Genomic DNA, 15,462 nt, shown 5'->3' with positions numbered 1-15,462 from the left:
CAGCTTTGGATGGAGCCGGATCCAGCCAGGATGAATTATTTGTTTGAACGAGCAGTTACTACGGCTACCAGCGAATCTGCGCAGCCATAGTACAGCAGCCACTGGTCGTGAAAGTAGACCAGCCCCTCCGCGAAAGTGGTTCCAGCGGCATACTGGCCGGTTCTTTCATAGGGCAGCTCGGGTTTAAGAGCTGGCGCATCAGTCTGATGCAGGAGATGTGCAGGATCGTTCGCTGCGAACAGAGCTTCGCCTGCCGCATAGGCATTCGGACCGAGCGCCGGGTCGCCCCCGTCAACCGCATTCTTGCCGTTGTAGAGGACAACGATTCCAGCCTTGGTCAGCACTGGTGGCGGCCCGGTTTCAGGGAATGTGCTGTCGAAGTGTTCTGATCGCGGGCGCAGCAGCTCAATCGGCTGGCCGTGCGCGTCCTCTACCGGCGTCCAGTGAACGAGGTCTGTCGACGTAGCCAGATGCACCGCGCCTTCACCCCAGTACATCCAGTATTTTCCATGAATTTTTGCTGCGATCAGGCGGCCATTTTTCAGCGTAGTGACCATGCCCGCGGACTTATATTTCAGGTCCGCATACTTACCGTGTTCTGCTTCAGCAAAGGCCGGCCCATATTTAGTCCAGTGCAACAGATCGCGGGAAGTGGCTATTCCTACTGAATAAGTCTTTCGATTCCACTGCGTGTAGGTCAGCACGTAGGTGCCGTCTTCTGATTCCACGATGCGCGGGTCTTCGACGCCGCCCGGCCATTCGCGATCTTTTTGCGCATCATTTGCGGGATAGAAAACCGGCGTGGCGCTGCGAGTGAAGTGGATACCGTCGCTGCTCTCGGCTAGTCCCAGGCGCGAGGTGTGCATACCAATCTGCATGGTGCCGGAGTCATCTTCGGCGCGGTACAGTACGTACACCTTGCCATTGCGGACGACGGCTGCGGGATTGAAGGTATGCAACGCTTCCCAGTGGACTGGCGCGTGGGTCACGGGGTCATCGAATGTCGATGCCGGTTTTGGGCTAACGACCGGATTGCCACTCTCCGGGTGTATGAATGGGCCGATGGTCCATGCATTCTGCTGCGCAATGGCCATGCTCGCAGCACAGGCCATGACAGCGGCAACACAGATTTTGACTGGCAGCATCGGCTATTTTCCGGGATTATGCTCGCGCAGCTCCGCCACGATTTCAGCCGCGGCTTTGCGCGCTTCATCACTTCTGTTCGGAGAAAAGCTGATAGCGCCCACGCGGGCGTGACCGCCGCCGCCGTACCGCTCGCAGACCGTAGCCAGATTCACCATCTCCTCCGGCTTGGCTTTTGTCCACGGGTTCGACCCGACCGCTACCTTCGTCCGGAAACTCGATTTTGAGAGGCCTATCGAATATGTCGCATCCGGATGCAGGTAGTACGGAATGAATTTGTTATAGCCTTCCAGCTGATGGTCGCTGATGTCGAAGTAGATGGTGCCATCTCTCTCTTCAGAGCGCTCTCCGATGAGCTTCAGCGCCTCCTGATGGCGTTCAAGCAGCGGCGGCAGCAATTCCGCCACAAAGGGCTGCTGCAACACCTCGGCCAGCGGCATCTCCGTGAGCAGCGGAATCAGGCGCGGAATAAATGCTGGGTCCTGCGTCGATTCGATAATAAGAGTCAGCTTCATGGCCGGTGCAGCCATTTCTACCGCGGCTTCCGGACTTTCATAAAGCGCGCCATCGACAATATCTGCCCATTTCACCAGCTCCGCCACCGGCGCGGCGTTAAAGCCGAAGCGTGTCGCGGCAATGTACGCGAGAAAACTGGTGCAGGAGGTGTAATCCGGATCATAGAAGCGGCGATTGCTGTATTTGCCGTCAGCGAGCCCACGCAGGTAGTCCTGATGGTCTTCCGGCGTGAGAAATGCGCTCAGATGGTGATCGAACCACCAGGTGATTTGGGGAGACGCCGAGTACTTGAAGTCGACGATGGCATTCTCGTCCCCTATAAAATCAGCCTCATTGAAGAGAGCGCCTGCGCGGTGCACCAGGCCGTGATAGCTATACTCGGCATCAGGAGTGATGCTCTCGCGGTGAAACCGCGTAAAGAGCGAGGCCGAGCAGGCTCCGTCAAAACATTTGTCGTGGTAAAAGACACGTACCTTCAAGATGTGGCCACTCCCCAAAAATAAAAAAGGTCTTGCTAAGCAGGAATCTCTTAGGATTGCCGGGACTGTCTCCCATGTCAAGCTGTTGTCCGCTCGGGCGGATGCGCTTCGCGCTAAAAATCACCGCTCTTCATATGGGCATTCGCTTATCATCAGGGCATTCCTAACAAAGCCAGGAGAACGATAGTGGACGAGTTTTCGGAAACATCTTCCGTGGATCAGCCGACAGAGCCTTCCCAGAAGCACGATCTGCATTGGGCATTTGTCGGGAAAAACGGCATTCGGGCCGGCTGGAGCGCATTGCTCTTTCTGGCGATCTTTATCGCGCTTGAAGTGCTGTTCGGCCTGGCGTTAGGCCGCTATTTCCGGACGCATATGGATCCGAAGGCCGCGATTAGGCCGCGCATTTCTTTTCTGCAGGAGCTTTGCCAGTTTGCTTTGTTCCTGATTGCCGCCGGCGTGATGGCAGTGATTGAAAAACGGAAGATTGGCGCTTATGGATACGCCGGAACCGCAAGGCTGCAGCGTTTTATTTTCGGACTGATTTGGGGATTTGTTGCCATCTCTCTTCTTGTCGGATCTTTGTGGAAGGCGCATCTGCTGGCCTTCGATGGCTCTCCGCTTCACGGATTACTGGCATGGGAATACGCAGCAGGATGGGGTCTTGTCTTCGTCTTTGTCGGATTATTTGAAGAATCGCTCCTGCGAGGGTACCTGCAATTTACTCTGGCGCGGGGTATCGGCTTCTGGTGGGGCGCACTTTTGCTCTCCGTACTCTTCGGCGCCATTCACAAGGGCAATGCGGGCGAGTCTCCGGTGGGACTGTTTTCCGCCGGGGCAGTCGGTCTCGTCTTCTGTCTGAGCCTTTGGTATACCGGCTCGCTATGGTGGGCCATCGGCTTCCACGCCGCGTGGGATTGGGGTCAAACATATTTTTACGGAACGCCCGACAGCGGCATGATCGCAAAAGGGCATCTGCTCTCTGTGCATCCTACGGGCTCGTTGCTCTGGACAGGAGGCGCTACCGGTCCGGAGGGCAGTCTGCTGATCGTACCGCTGCTGATTCTCATAGCTCTGCTGATGTGGCTGTGGTGGGGTCGGCGCACAACTTCGCCGTTTCGGCATGTTGAGGTTCGGCCCGTAGAGGCATGAAATTTGGGTGAATGTGCTCACCAGTCGGGGTAAAAACCATCCAATTAAGCGTAGAATTTCACCAAAATCGGGCACGCAGGAGGGAGATTGCATGAATCGCAGAGAATTCCTCACCGGGGCAGCCGCTGGACTGGGAGCGGCATACATTGCCCCGAACGGCTTTGCAGCAACCCTCGATACGCCCGCCTCCATGCAGAAATTCCAGGCCACAGACACAGTCGTGCTCGGAAAAACCGGTATTCGCACCAGCCGCCTGGCTATGGGAACCGGAACCGTTGGCGGTGGCGGGGGTTCGAACCAGACCCGCACCAACGCCCTGCCGCATTTGTTGGAACGCGGCTATGACAATGGTCTGCTTTTCTTCGATACGGCGGATTCTTATGGCAGCCATCCGGATGTCGCCGAAGCCCTCAAGCACGTTTCCCGCGACAAGGTTGTCGTGATGACGAAGTGTGACGACCGCGATCCGAAACAGGCGAAAGCAGACTTGCAGCGCTATCTGCGGGAGCTGAAGACTGACTATATCGATATCGCGCTGATTCACTGCGTTACCGAAGATGACTGGACGACACGTTATCGCGGAGTGATGGATGTTTTTTCTGAAGCCAAGGAAAAGGGCATCATTCGCGCACATGGCGTTTCCTGCCATTCGATCGAAGCTCTGCGGGCAGCGGCAAAATCTCCATGGGTGGAGATCGATCTCGTACGCCTCAATCCCGTGGGTGCACATATGGATGCCGATCCGCAGACAGTGATCAGTGTCCTCAAGGAGATGCGCTCCGAGGGCAAAGGCATTGTCGGCATGAAGATTCTAGGACAGGGAGCGATGCGCACGCGTCAGGATGAGGCCCTGCGCTTTGCCCTGCACAGCGGCGTGCTCGACGCCTTCACCATCGGCGCCGAGAACCCTAACGAGCAATCTGATCTGATACGGCGCATCGCGGCCGCCTGATTACCCAAGTATTCGGTTTCACCCTTCGCCTGCGGCTCCGGATGACAAGTTCGCGGCAGCTTGATTGGAAGACTTTTTGATCTACGAAGATTTTCGTTGACAGCTACGAAGCACTTCGTATACAGTCCGAATCATGAAGTTAAAGAGGCAGTCTTTACCGAAACCGACGGAAGGCGAACTAGAGCTGCTCCGGGTATTGTGGGAAAAGGGACCGGCGACCGTCCGTGAGCTGCACGATGAGGTAAATCTTCAGCGCGCCGTTGGCTATACGTCGGTTCTCAAAATTTTGCAGATCATGACGGAAAAAGGTCTGGTGGAGCGCGAGGAATCGGGCAAGGCCCACATTTATCGCTCCGCCGCCAGCCAGGAAGAGACACAGAACCAGCTGCTGCGTGATTTGAGCGAGAGGCTTTTTTCCGGCTCCGCAGCACAGCTGGCCATGCACGCGCTGGCAATGCAACCGGCGAGTGCGGAAGAACTGGATGAGATTCGTACGCTGATCGAGCAAAAGAGGGAAACACGATGACACATCATTGGGAAGCTCTGGGCTGGACATTGCTTCACTTCTGCTGGCAGGCAGGCGCCATCGCCATCGTTTACAAATTGACAGACATGGTTGTGGCCAGGAATCGCACCCAGGCCCGCTACGTACTCGCGCTCGTCGCGCTGCTTGCCATGCTGGGAGCGTCCATCGGGACGCTCGCTTACGAAGAAAACAGCTATCGCCAAACAGCGGTCCTCGCCGCAGGCTCCTCATCGAGCGTTCGGCCGGCGCTCCAGATCATTCCCCGCCCGCTGGCGGTGATTGATATGCCTTCGGCACCACGGCATGCGGCCAAGTTACTTGCCGTCGATGTGATGCCGTATCTCGATCTCTTATGGTTAGCCGGTGTCGTCTGCCTGTCGCTGCGCACGATTGGCGGATGGTGGCTTATCCGCCGTCTGCGCCACAGCGCGCTGCAGAAGGCTCCTCATACGCTGCGTATCGGCCTTGATCGCATCCGTCTGCAGATGGGTGTTCCACGCTTCGTCGATCTGCGGCTCTCAAGCCGTGTTGCTGGACCACTTACCGTCGGCGTTATTCGTCCGCTGATTCTGCTTCCCATCACCGCGCTCACCAGCCTCAGCCCGGAGCAGCTGGAAGTTGTCCTGGCGCATGAACTCGCCCATATCCGACGCGCTGATTATTTCTGGAACATTCTCCAGACGATGATCGAGACGCTTTTCTTCTTCCACCCCGCCGTGTGGTGGATCAGCCGACGTCTGCGCGATCAGCGCGAGTTGTGCTGTGATGATATTGCCGTTGAGACCTGCCAGGATCCGGCGGTATATGCCACTGCCCTGCTGCGCCTGGAAGAAGAGCGTAAGCTGCATCTGCATCTTGCCATGGCGCTCGACGGCAACCAATCCCGCGTAAGCCTGCGGGCACGTATCCTGCGCATTCTCGGCGACCCGGAAGAGCAGCCGCGCGATTTCAAGCCGCTTTCGCTGGTAGGAATGTCGGCGCTGCTGTTGCTCTTTGTATGCCCGCTGCCGCAGGTCTTTGCCAGCTTCAAGGCCGCGCCTAAGGTATCGGCGTCGATAGTGCATGCTGTCCGGCATGCCGCGATCCGGGCGTCTGTCGCCCGGCCAGCCATTGAAGCACCAAGCGTAAAACCAACACCCAGCATCGCCGCCGCTGTTGTCGAAGCCGCTCCGAAGCCTGAACCAAAACCTGCGCCGGCACCCGAAGCCGATCCGCAGGCAAAGTCCGATTACATCGACCGCATGCGTGCCGCTGGATACGATGTCGATCTCGATAAATATGTCGCAATGAAAGTCCAGGACATTACGCCGGAATATGCGGCGGACATGGCGAAACTGGCGGGGAGAAAGCCGACAGCGGATGAGTTAATAGCCATGAAGGTCCAGGGTATTACGCCTGACTACGTTTCAGGCATGCGCGCCGCTGGCTACGACGCGAGCGTCGACAAATATGTTGCGATGAAGGTCCAGGGCATCACTCCCGAATACGTTGCGGCCATGACAAAGGCTACGGGCAAGAAGCCATCGGCGGATGAACTGATCGCGATGAAAGTGCAGGACCTCACGCCGGAATACATGTCACACATGCGCTCGGCTGGCTATGACGGCGATATGAATAAATTCATCGCAATGAAGGTGCAGGATGTGACCCCGGAATACGCAGATGCCATGGCAAAGGTCGGCTTCGGCAAACCAACTATCGATGATTTGATCGCGCTTAAGGTTCAGGGTGTTACGCCGGATTATGCGGCGAAATTGCGCGCAGATGGCATTGAAGTCAGCAGCTTTCACGATCTGATCTCGTACCGCATCTTCAATGTCTCGCCTGAATTTGTCTCCGGTATGAAGTCAGCTGGATTCAACGACATTCCGTCCAAAAAGCTGGTGGAATTGCGAGTGCAAGGTATTTCCCCGGAGTTCGCAAAGTCAGTGAAAGCACAATTCCCTGAAGCCACGGTGGATGACCTGCTGCAGATGAAGATCTTCAATATCGACGGAGATTTCATCGCGTCGGCAAAGCGCCACGGTTTTGCTCCGCTCACGATTCAGAAGCTGGTGAAGCTTCGCATCTCGGGCATTCTCGATGACAGCGATGTAAAAGCGAGCAACTGATGAAAACCTCAACCTTATTTATCGCGGCACTTATCATTTGCAGCTCGATAAATATTCACGCAGATGACCGGTTGGAGACTCTGCATGGAAGCTGCAGCATCGCGCCCGCCGTCAAGCCCGATCATGTCCAGTTCAAGCTCGAGGACGGCTTATGCGAGAATGGCGAACGCCACTGCAATACAAATGACAGCGACATGCCGCTGAGCAACTTCACCGGCTTTTCGTTGGCGAATCTCAGGCAGGACGGAGCGCGCGTCGATGCGGTCATCGCGGCCGAGGCGGGGAAGCTTACTTGTTCGGGCACGGTGCGCGATCTGACGTTGACCGGCGACTTCACGTTTGTTCCCGATGCCGCTTTCGTGCAGAGAATGCATCAGATGGGTTTCAGTGACTTCGATTCAAGAAAACTCGAAGCATATACCCTCTTTCACGTTGAAACGTCGTGGGTACAGTCGCTGCAGGCAGCCGGAGTAAAAAACATCGACTCCGACAAAATATTGGCGATGCGCATCTTCAAAGTGGATGCCCCATTTGCGAAAAGCATGGCCGATCTTGGCTTCCCGAATTTATCTGCGGAGAAGCTCATCGCCTTCAAGATTCACGGCGTGAATCCAGATGAAGTGAAGCAGTATCGCGCGATGGGTTACCAACCGACGGCCGACGACTTGATCCAGATGCGCATCTTCAAGGTAACGCCCGATTTCATCCATCACATGAAGGATCGCGGCTTCAACAATCTCACTATCGCAAAACTTGTGCAGATCAGGATTTTCAATCTCGCGGATTAACATTCGATTTTGGTGTTCACCCCATCCCCGATGAGACAATGTCCTCGACATGACTCTCGGCAGAAGCGTGCAACTTGAAGAGGAAAAGCGCCGTCATCCCTTGCTGCGTCTCTTTCTCGGCTTTGTGATTCTTGTAATTGTTGCTTTGGTATGCACTGTTTTCGGTGGTGGATGGTGGCTGAAGCATGCCATGCGCGATTCTCTGCCGCAACTGGATGGTCAGGTGCGCGTTGCCGGATTATCCACGGCTGTGAGTGTGCGCCGCGACCAGCACGGCGTTCCCCATATAGAAGCGGCGACACTCGACGATCTTTTTGAAGCGCAGGGCTATGTGACGGCGCAGGATCGGCTGTGGCAAATGGACATGGCGCGCCGTGTAGCCGCTGGAGAGCTCGCCGAAATTCTGGGCAAGAAACTGGTTGATCACGACCGCATGCAGCGTGTTCTGCAAATTCGCGCGACCGCGGAGCGCATGGCGGCAAGCCTCTCAGCCCGTGATCGCCGATATTTTGAAGACTATGCCCGGGGCGTGAACACCTACATCGATACGCATCGCGATCATCTACCGGCTGAGTTTCGCCTTCTCATGTACCAACCCAAACCCTGGCAGCCGGTCGACTCGATCCTGATCGGCTTAAACATGGTGCAGATTCTCGACGAGCACTGGCCCGACAAGCTGGGCCGGGAGAAAGTGGAAGCCCGCCTGGGTCCAGCACTGGCTGCCGAGCTATATCCAACCGGCTCCTGGCGCGATCATCCGCCGACCGTCGCTCCGCCTGACTTGACTGCACCGCAGCCGATGATTCCCGATGTACCGCTCGACGAATCGCAGACCTCACTGCACGATCTTCTGCACCTGCGCGAATTGATAGAGGGAACAAAGGATGTCTGCCGCGAATGCATTCCCGGATCGAATGAGTGGGCCATCTCCGGTGCGCATACGGCCTCCGGTAAGCCGCTTCTCTCAAACGATATGCACCTAGGGCACAATCTTCCCAACACCTGGTATGAAGTGGATCTCAGATCGGGTGGCTTCCACGTAGCAGGCGTCACAGTGGCCGGCATGCCGTTTGTCACTGCAGGACGCAATGACCATATCGCCTGGGGATACACGGCTCTTTATGGCGATACGCAGGATATTTATGTGCAGCAGGTGAATGCACAGCATGAGTATCTGCGCGCGGACGGCTGGCATCCGTTCGAGCATACGCAGGAAACCATTCGAGTGAGAGGCGGCAGCGATGTCACATTGGACGTAGAGCGCACCGATCACGGTGTCGTGCTCAACCCTGTCCTGCCTAATGAAAAGCGCACGCTTTTGCTGCGCTGGGCCGCCTATGATTCGAGGTCCAGTGGTATTCCGTTGTTCGATCTGGACAGTGCGTCGGATTGGCCAACATTCCGGCAGGCACTAAGTACGTGGTGGGCGCCTACTCTCAACGTCATCTATGCAGACGATCAGGAGCATATCGGATATCAGGCTGTGGGATTTATTCCCAATCGTCCAACCGGCATCAAGGGCACGCCGATCAACGATACGCAGCACGACTGGCAGGGCTTCGTTCCTTTTGACCAGATGCCAAGCACGCTCGACCCGGCCAATGGCATTCTGGCTACAGCAAATTCGCGCGTCACGCCGGATAATTACCCATTCCAGCTCACGCTTGAGTGGGCCAGCCCTTACCGTAATGAGCGGATATGGAAGTGGCTTTCCGGCAAAGATAAGCTGACGCCTGCAGACATGCTGACGCTTCAGACGGACATTTACTCCGAGCTCGATCAGGAGTTTGCGCAACGCTTCGCTTACGCCATCGATCACGCGAAGGTGGCCGACGCACGCCTGCGGCAGGCCGCCGACCTGATGCGCTCATGGGATGGATCGGTCAGTATTCAGTCGGCTCCCGCCGCGATCGTCGATGCGGCCAAGCACGCCTTCTGGCCAATGCTGCTGAAACCGAAGCTGGGCGACGACTGGCAAATCTATCAGTGGGCGGCGAGCGCCTTCGCACAGGAAGAGATCATCATGCACGCGCCTGCACAGTGGCTTCCTAAAGACTACGCAACATGGGATGACTTTCTCGCCGCATGCGTCACTCGCGGGCTGGAGGAAGACCACGCGCCTGCCGATCTGCGTAAGTGGCGCTACGGGTACGTCCACCCGGTAGAGATTGAACACCCGCTCTATCGGCTACTGCCCTGGTTCAAAAGCTGGACGGGCACCGGCGTGCAGCCACAGTCCGGCGATACCAGCACGGTTAAGCAGGTGGGCCGCACCTTCGGGCCATCGCAGCGCTTCACTATGGACTGGAGCAATCCTGACGGCGCGACCGAGAATATCGTCATGGGACAATCAGGCGACCCGCTCAGCCCCTATTATCGCGATCAGTGGCAGTACTGGTACAACGGCAAAACCTTCGCGCTGCCATTTATGGATGGATCAGTAAGTGCATCGACTTCACATACGTTGCGTTTGTTGCCGTGAGGATATCGTTTCGCTTTCCGCATAGCCTGTCGAGCAACGCCACACGGCACCGTCGCCGCCGATCATTAATTCTGGCCTGTGCGCTGATTGCCGCTCTACCGCTGGCATGGCGCGGAACGTCGTGCGGCCACGACTTCGACTTCCATCTGCAATCGTGGCTTGAGGTTGTGCATCACTGGCGCGAAGGCGTTCTCTATCCGCATTGGGGTGTTTCAGCAAATTATGGAGCCGGGGAGCCGCGCTTCGTCTTTTATCCGCCTCTCTCCTGGCTGCTTGGCGCGCTGCTTGGCCTCGTCCTGCCCTGGGCATGGACGCCGGTTGCTTTCACGCTGATCGCGCTGATCGCATGCGGATTGAGCTTTTTCTCTATGGCGCGCGAGTGGATGGAGAGCGATGCCGCCGCAGTGGCTGCCTGCGTTTATCTGCTCAATCCCTACATGATGTTCGTGGCTTACGAGCGCACGGCTTATGGAGAGCTGCTATCAGCCATCTGGCTACCGTTGCTGGTTCTCTATGGGTTACGGAGGCAGTCAAGTATGCTGCCGCTGGCTCTGATTGTCGCCACGCTATGGCTTACCAACGCTCCCGCTGCGGTGATGGGCTGTTACCTGCTGGTGCTGATTGTGTTAGTTGCCGCAATTCAGGAACGCAGCCTTATGCTTATCCGGCGCGCCGCAGGTGCCGTGGCTCTTGGACTTGGTCTCGCAGCCTTCTACATCGTGCCGGCGGTTTATGAAGAGCGCTGGGTTGAGATTGCGCGCGCCATCGGTTCCGGCATGCGTGTCGAAGACAGCTTTCTCTTCGGACATACCGGCGAAGCCTTCCACGATCAGGTATTGCGCACCGCATCATGGATCGCCGTAGCGATGGTGCTTACGGCCATCGTCGCTGCCATCTTTTCCAGATCGAAGCCGAACCCGCTGCGAAGATCGTTCCTTGCCAGCCTCTTTACAATCTGCGTCTTATTGCTGCCCTTCAGTGATTTTCTCTGGCGCCACGTGCCTGAACTTCAGTTTCTGCAATTTCCCTGGAGATGGCTCTTGGTATTGGGAATCGTGATGGCGGCGCTGATCGGACTCGCTCTCCGCGGCAGTTTTCTTCAAGCAGATACGCGAAAGACCATTCTCGTTCGTGCAATCGCCATGCTTTCGCTTGCTGTCATCATGACTTCGCTTGCCGCATCCATCGTCTGGCAACCATGCGATGACGAAGACAATATCGCGGCGCAGCAAGCCACGTTCCGTAATGGCGGCTTTGAGGGCACCGACGAATATACCGCCGCCAATTCCGACAATGGAGATATTCAGCGACAGCTGCCTCTGGTTCGCGTCCTCTCCGTAGCAGACGTCGATCAGGCTGACAGCTCCATCGCGGAGAATCCGGAATGGGTTAAAAATGCAGCGAACACGATACCTGCGCAGATAGAGATCCAACGCTGGAAAACTGAAAATAAGACCGTTGAAATTACTACGCAATCCTCCGCCTACGCTGTTTTCAGGCTGATGGATTATCCCGCGTGGCAGGTGCGCGTAAACGGCCAGAGCTTGGTTCTGCGCCCGCATCGCGATGATGGGCTGATGACGGTTCCCATTCCCGATGGCCGGTCCACAATCACCATTGCCTACGTCGCGACCAGAGACGTCGAGCTGGGACGCGCTCTGTCATTGCTGGCGATTTGTATCGCCATCGCGGTCTTCGTCCAAACGAAGAGACGGCGAAATCTTCAGTTATCATAAAAGTAGAATGCAAGCCGAAGTAAAAGATCTGCTGGTCTCCGGTCAGGAGCTGACCGATGCAGCCCTCGAACGTCTGCTCCCGCCTGCCACTCAGGTGCCTGTCTCTATCCATAAAGCCATGCGTCACAGCACCTTCGCAGGAGGCAAGCGGCTTCGTCCCGTGCTGGCTATGGAAGCGGCACGGATGATCCACGGCAATGGAGGCCTGCCGGAAGGCGTGGAGGAGCTGGGCGCGGCGATTGAAATGCTGCACACCTATTCGCTGATTCACGACGATCTGCCCGCTCTGGATAACGATGACCTGCGCCGCGGCAAGCCAACCTGTCACGTCGTCTTTGGTGAGGCAATTGCGATTCTCGCGGGCGATGCACTACAGACGACCGCTTATGAAGTGCTGTCAAAACTACGCTGCCCTGCTCCCGCAACCGTCGAAATTGTGCGCTCGATCGCTCAAGCTACCGGAACAGTCGAGGGTATGATCGGCGGCCAGGTACTCGATCTCGAAGGGGAAGGCACGAAGCCGACGGCTGAATCTGTGGACGCGATCCACCGTGCCAAAACAGGTGCGCTCATTCGCGTAAGTGTCGTGAGCGGAGGCATTTATGCAGGCGCGACGCCGGAAGACGTGCAACGGCTGACTGAGTTTGGCCGCAAAGCAGGACTCGCCTTCCAGATCGTCGATGATGTGCTCGATGTCACACAGGATTCCGCTCAGCTTGGAAAGACCGCCGGCAAAGATCTGGCCAGCGACAAGGCGACATGGCCCGCCGTCTTCGGCATTGAGGCTTCGCGCCAGCATGCGGAAAAACTGATCAAGGAAGCTTTCGCCGAACTGGCGCCTTATGGCACGGCCGCCGAAGGACTCAAATCTGTAGCGCAGTATCTGGTCGAGCGCACACATTGATGAAGGAAACTATGGCACTCACAGAACAGGATGTTCTCACCGCACTGCGCGACGTTTACGATCCCGAAATTCCGGTCAACATCGTCGACCTGGGACTCGTCTACCGCGTGGCGGTCGCGCCCGATCCGGAGGCTCCGGGGATGATTCCAAAACATCGCGTCGAGGTCGACATGTCGATGACTTCTCCAGGTTGCCCGGCGCACGGCATGATCATGGACAACGTGCGCAACCGCCTAGCCTGCATGCAGGAAGTCGGCGAAACACAAGTCAATCTTGTTTGGGAGCCCACTTGGGGGCCGGAACGCATCAGCGAAGCAGCCCGCAAGCAATTAGGAATTGGCTAGCCGATCGAGCTCCGCAGCTTGTTGCCCTGCCGAGCCACCTCGTTGACAAAGTCTTCCACGCGCACCAGAACATCCTGCCCCTTGCGCAGATAGCCGGGCAGGCTCTCCCACAACTCTCGCGCTGCCTCGGGATGCTCAAGCAGCCCAACCGTTGCACCAGCAGCGGCCACACCCAGTGCCGCTTTGCGATGTCCTGAGAGAAACAGCAGAGCGCCAGCCACAAGCGAGCCCGCAGCAACAGTGCGCTGCCAGGAAAACTGAGGAAGATTCTCGGGAAGCCGGTCTTGAATTTCGTGCGAAAGCCTGGTCAGGCCCATGATTGCTCCTTTATCGGGTGAGATGCAGATTGACTCAGTCGAGATCAAAATCGCGCAGCGGTTTGCCGGTATCCGGAGTTTCTTTAGCCTTGCGCAGCGCTTCGGCAAACTTCTTCTCGAGCAGGTCGTCCTTATTCTTTTCGGCGTCTACCGCCTGGCGGAAGAGGCTTTCCTTGCGCTCATCCTGCTCGCGCATGGCGCGCGCGGCAGTCTCAAAATCTTCAAACGTCCGCTTGCGCGGAGCAGGTGTATGCGCGATCACTGCGCGCGTTACCGGATCGATCTTGAGCATTGCGCCGCAATCCGGGCAGGCCACTTCAAACGCGGTTTGTTCCTTAGGAGCCATATACAAACAGTGATTGTAGGCCAGTTGCGATAGGTTGTGCCAGTTGAGGAATTACAGATAAAGAGCTTTGTGGCCCGGACACTCCTGGGCAGCATTTTCAACCAGCAGATCAATAAGGCCGTCACCATACCGTGACAGGAAGAAGGCCGCGCCTACCGCGCGCTCCTGCAGGTGATTGCCGGGACAAAGGCTCAAATACAGGGCATCGACATGGCGACGAATGCTAGCCTCTTTTTGCAGTTGGAAATTTGCTGCGAGGCGACGAAGCCGGTTCATCTGGTAGCGCATTTTGGAGGCTGCCACGTGGGCGGACCGTCCAAGACCGGCATCGATGGACTCCATCCATTCCGTAACGGTCTTTAATTCCTCATCGAGCGCGTTTCCAGCCGCAGCGAGCTTCTTTTTGCCCTCGATTGGGATCGCCCGCGCCCCAAGCCTATGAGCCAGCTCATCCGGATGCGATGACAGCAGATCAGAGAGCGAGAGCTCATGCTGCCCCATCACATCGGCAATTGCGGGCTCAACTAAAGTAGCGCTCAAACGAGGCAAAACCGGTGTAACCCGGCCAAGAATCTTCTCGTAGACCACCTGCGATTGCGCGAAATAGGCAATCTCCGCCGGTCCACCCACATAGGCCGAAGTAGGCAGGATATAGTCCTGAAAGACTGCACGGAGCAGAGCATTCGGGCTGAAACGCTCGGGATTTACTTCAAGAATTTCCAGTAATTCGCTGGTGTTGTACGCGTGCTTCCCGGCCGTCCACTCCTCTGTTCCTTTACGTCGTAATGGCAGTCGCGTACCGGTTTCCGCATCCGTAAGAAAGAGCAGACTACTCTGCGCTCCGACCAGTACCTGAGAATGATAACCCGCTTCTGCCAGTTCCTTATCGCGTTGCACGAGTGCAGTATGTAGCGTCTCCGCTTCGGTGATCGCCTGCCGCAGAACCGGCGCACCCAGCGCATGAAATGCCGGGGCAGAGGCGTCGATCACGATCAATCCATACGCCGCAAATGTCTTTGCGATCAGTTGTCCGAAAGCCTGGGCGAACGTCGAATCCGGCGTATAACTTTGTTCCAGAAGGTCGAGCAGCGGTCCCGGTCCAAGCAGCTCCATCGCTTCATCCAGAACCGCGCGTATGCCCGGCCCCAGCGTTAAAGCCCCAACCGCCTCATGAGGCGTCTCATTTTGAAGAGCCAGCTTGATCGTATGCAGTTCGCGGCGCGAAGGTAAAGCGACATGATCGGCCTCGGCCAGATCATGGTCTTCGCTGGCCAGCCAGAAAATCGGCACATGCGGATACCCCGCCGACGTAGCGTCCTGCGCCTTGCGAATGACTGTCGCCGTCTTAAACAGAGTAAAAAGCGGGCCGCCTAAGAGCGTCACCTGCTGCCCGGTTACAACCGCGTTGGCCCCGTTCCGCAGGCGTTCAATATTTTCAAAGGTCTTTTCGCCGGCGCCGAAGCTTCGATTCTGCTCGACCAGCAGATCTGCCACAGCCGCGCGCGCCGATGGATCAAGTGCCCTCTGCCGGGACGCCCACTCTTGCGAGTACGGACTCAGCGGGTAATAAGGCAACGGGGTGCGGCTCAACGCGTAGTCGGTGAAAAGACGCGAGAGATGCGGTAAAACCGTAACTGGAAAGCACTCTGTGTGCAAGTCGCTCGTT

At 56.9% G+C, this 15,462-nt stretch carries 14 protein-coding genes; 9 read left to right on the top strand and 5 right to left on the bottom strand.

Annotated elements, in window-relative coordinates; all coding sequences use genetic code 11:
• Positions 1-35: 35 nt before the first annotated feature.
• Positions 36-1,145 carry a glycoside hydrolase family 130 protein gene (locus tag GSQ86_RS17485; RefSeq protein ID WP_158751204.1) on the bottom strand — a complete coding sequence of 370 codons (1,110 nt, stop codon included), beginning with the start codon at positions 1,143-1,145 and terminating at the stop codon, positions 36-38.
• A 3-nt stretch (positions 1,146-1,148) separates the two neighbouring features.
• On the bottom strand, positions 1,149-2,138 hold the full coding sequence (locus GSQ86_RS17480) for a phosphoesterase (RefSeq protein WP_158751203.1): 990 nt from the start codon (positions 2,136-2,138) through the stop codon (positions 1,149-1,151).
• A 186-nt stretch (positions 2,139-2,324) separates the two neighbouring features.
• Between GSQ86_RS17480 and GSQ86_RS17475 the strand changes: the two genes are divergently transcribed.
• The 9 genes from GSQ86_RS17475 to GSQ86_RS17435 all read left to right on the top strand — a co-directional run bounded on the left by GSQ86_RS17475 (position 2,325) and on the right by GSQ86_RS17435 (position 13,133).
• Entirely contained in the window at positions 2,325-3,290 is a 966-nt protein-coding gene (locus GSQ86_RS17475; protein ID WP_158751202.1) for a CPBP family intramembrane glutamic endopeptidase, read from the top strand.
• A gap of 91 nt (positions 3,291-3,381) precedes the next feature.
• Complete coding sequence (locus tag GSQ86_RS17470; protein ID WP_158751201.1) at positions 3,382-4,242, top strand: aldo/keto reductase; 861 nt, start codon at positions 3,382-3,384, stop codon at positions 4,240-4,242.
• A gap of 133 nt (positions 4,243-4,375) precedes the next feature.
• Positions 4,376-4,768: a BlaI/MecI/CopY family transcriptional regulator gene (locus GSQ86_RS17465; RefSeq protein ID WP_158751200.1), complete on the top strand. Its 393-nt coding sequence runs from the start codon at positions 4,376-4,378 to the stop codon at positions 4,766-4,768.
• Entirely contained in the window at positions 4,765-6,879 is a 2,115-nt protein-coding gene (locus GSQ86_RS17460; RefSeq protein ID WP_158751199.1) for a M56 family metallopeptidase, read from the top strand. Before GSQ86_RS17465 ends, GSQ86_RS17460 begins: the two co-directional genes overlap by 4 nt.
• Positions 6,879-7,667, top strand: a complete 789-nt coding sequence (locus tag GSQ86_RS17455; RefSeq protein ID WP_158751198.1) for a hypothetical protein — start codon at positions 6,879-6,881, stop codon at positions 7,665-7,667. Before GSQ86_RS17460 ends, GSQ86_RS17455 begins: the two co-directional genes overlap by 1 nt.
• A gap of 49 nt (positions 7,668-7,716) precedes the next feature.
• Positions 7,717-10,149: a penicillin acylase family protein gene (locus GSQ86_RS17450; RefSeq protein ID WP_158751197.1), complete on the top strand. Its 2,433-nt coding sequence runs from the start codon at positions 7,717-7,719 to the stop codon at positions 10,147-10,149.
• Positions 10,146-11,885, top strand: coding sequence for a YfhO family protein (locus tag GSQ86_RS17445; protein WP_158751196.1), 1,740 nt, complete (start codon positions 10,146-10,148; stop codon positions 11,883-11,885). Before GSQ86_RS17450 ends, GSQ86_RS17445 begins: the two co-directional genes overlap by 4 nt.
• Positions 11,886-11,892: 7 nt before the next feature.
• On the top strand, positions 11,893-12,789 hold the full coding sequence (locus GSQ86_RS17440; protein ID WP_158751195.1) for a polyprenyl synthetase family protein: 897 nt from the start codon (positions 11,893-11,895) through the stop codon (positions 12,787-12,789).
• 11 nt (positions 12,790-12,800) lie between these two features.
• Positions 12,801-13,133: a metal-sulfur cluster assembly factor gene (locus GSQ86_RS17435; RefSeq protein ID WP_158751194.1), complete on the top strand. Its 333-nt coding sequence runs from the start codon at positions 12,801-12,803 to the stop codon at positions 13,131-13,133.
• Here GSQ86_RS17435 and GSQ86_RS17430 read toward each other — a convergent pair.
• The 3 genes from GSQ86_RS17430 to bshC are packed head-to-tail and all read right to left on the bottom strand — an operon-like array spanning position 13,130 to position 15,452.
• Positions 13,130-13,450: a hypothetical protein gene (locus GSQ86_RS17430; protein WP_158751193.1), complete on the bottom strand. Its 321-nt coding sequence runs from the start codon at positions 13,448-13,450 to the stop codon at positions 13,130-13,132. The genes GSQ86_RS17435 and GSQ86_RS17430 overlap by 4 nt on opposite strands.
• A gap of 34 nt (positions 13,451-13,484) precedes the next feature.
• Entirely contained in the window at positions 13,485-13,796 is a 312-nt protein-coding gene (locus GSQ86_RS17425; protein WP_158751192.1) for a hypothetical protein, read from the bottom strand.
• A gap of 51 nt (positions 13,797-13,847) precedes the next feature.
• Positions 13,848-15,452 carry a bacillithiol biosynthesis cysteine-adding enzyme BshC gene (gene bshC / locus GSQ86_RS17420; RefSeq protein WP_158751191.1) on the bottom strand — a complete coding sequence of 535 codons (1,605 nt, stop codon included), beginning with the start codon at positions 15,450-15,452 and terminating at the stop codon, positions 13,848-13,850.
• Between the last annotated feature and the right edge of the window lie 10 nt (positions 15,453-15,462).

Source organism: Acidobacterium sp. S8 (genome assembly GCF_009765985.1).
Classification (GTDB): Bacteria; Acidobacteriota; Terriglobia; order Terriglobales; family Acidobacteriaceae; genus Alloacidobacterium.
The sequence above is the reverse complement of the archived record's forward strand: the minus strand, read 5'-3'. Positions and strand labels throughout refer to the sequence as shown.

Bases quoted from the DNA above. Each gene is read 5' to 3' on its own strand.
- GSQ86_RS17485 (WP_158751204.1), bottom strand. From the start codon at position 1,145: ATGCTGCCAGTCAAAATCTGTGTTGCCGCTGTCATGGCCTGTGCTGCG.
- GSQ86_RS17470 (WP_158751201.1), top strand. From the start codon at position 3,382: ATGAATCGCAGAGAATTCCTCACCGGGGCAGCCGCTGGACTGGGAGCG.
- GSQ86_RS17465 (WP_158751200.1), top strand. From the start codon at position 4,376: ATGAAGTTAAAGAGGCAGTCTTTACCGAAACCGACGGAAGGCGAACTA.
- GSQ86_RS17460 (WP_158751199.1), top strand. From the start codon at position 4,765: ATGACACATCATTGGGAAGCTCTGGGCTGGACATTGCTTCACTTCTGC.
- GSQ86_RS17455 (WP_158751198.1), top strand. From the start codon at position 6,879: ATGAAAACCTCAACCTTATTTATCGCGGCACTTATCATTTGCAGCTCG.
- GSQ86_RS17450 (WP_158751197.1), top strand. From the start codon at position 7,717: ATGACTCTCGGCAGAAGCGTGCAACTTGAAGAGGAAAAGCGCCGTCAT.
- GSQ86_RS17440 (WP_158751195.1), top strand. From the start codon at position 11,893: ATGCAAGCCGAAGTAAAAGATCTGCTGGTCTCCGGTCAGGAGCTGACC.
- GSQ86_RS17435 (WP_158751194.1), top strand. From the start codon at position 12,801: ATGGCACTCACAGAACAGGATGTTCTCACCGCACTGCGCGACGTTTAC.
- GSQ86_RS17430 (WP_158751193.1), bottom strand. From the start codon at position 13,450: ATGGGCCTGACCAGGCTTTCGCACGAAATTCAAGACCGGCTTCCCGAG.
- GSQ86_RS17425 (WP_158751192.1), bottom strand. From the start codon at position 13,796: ATGGCTCCTAAGGAACAAACCGCGTTTGAAGTGGCCTGCCCGGATTGC.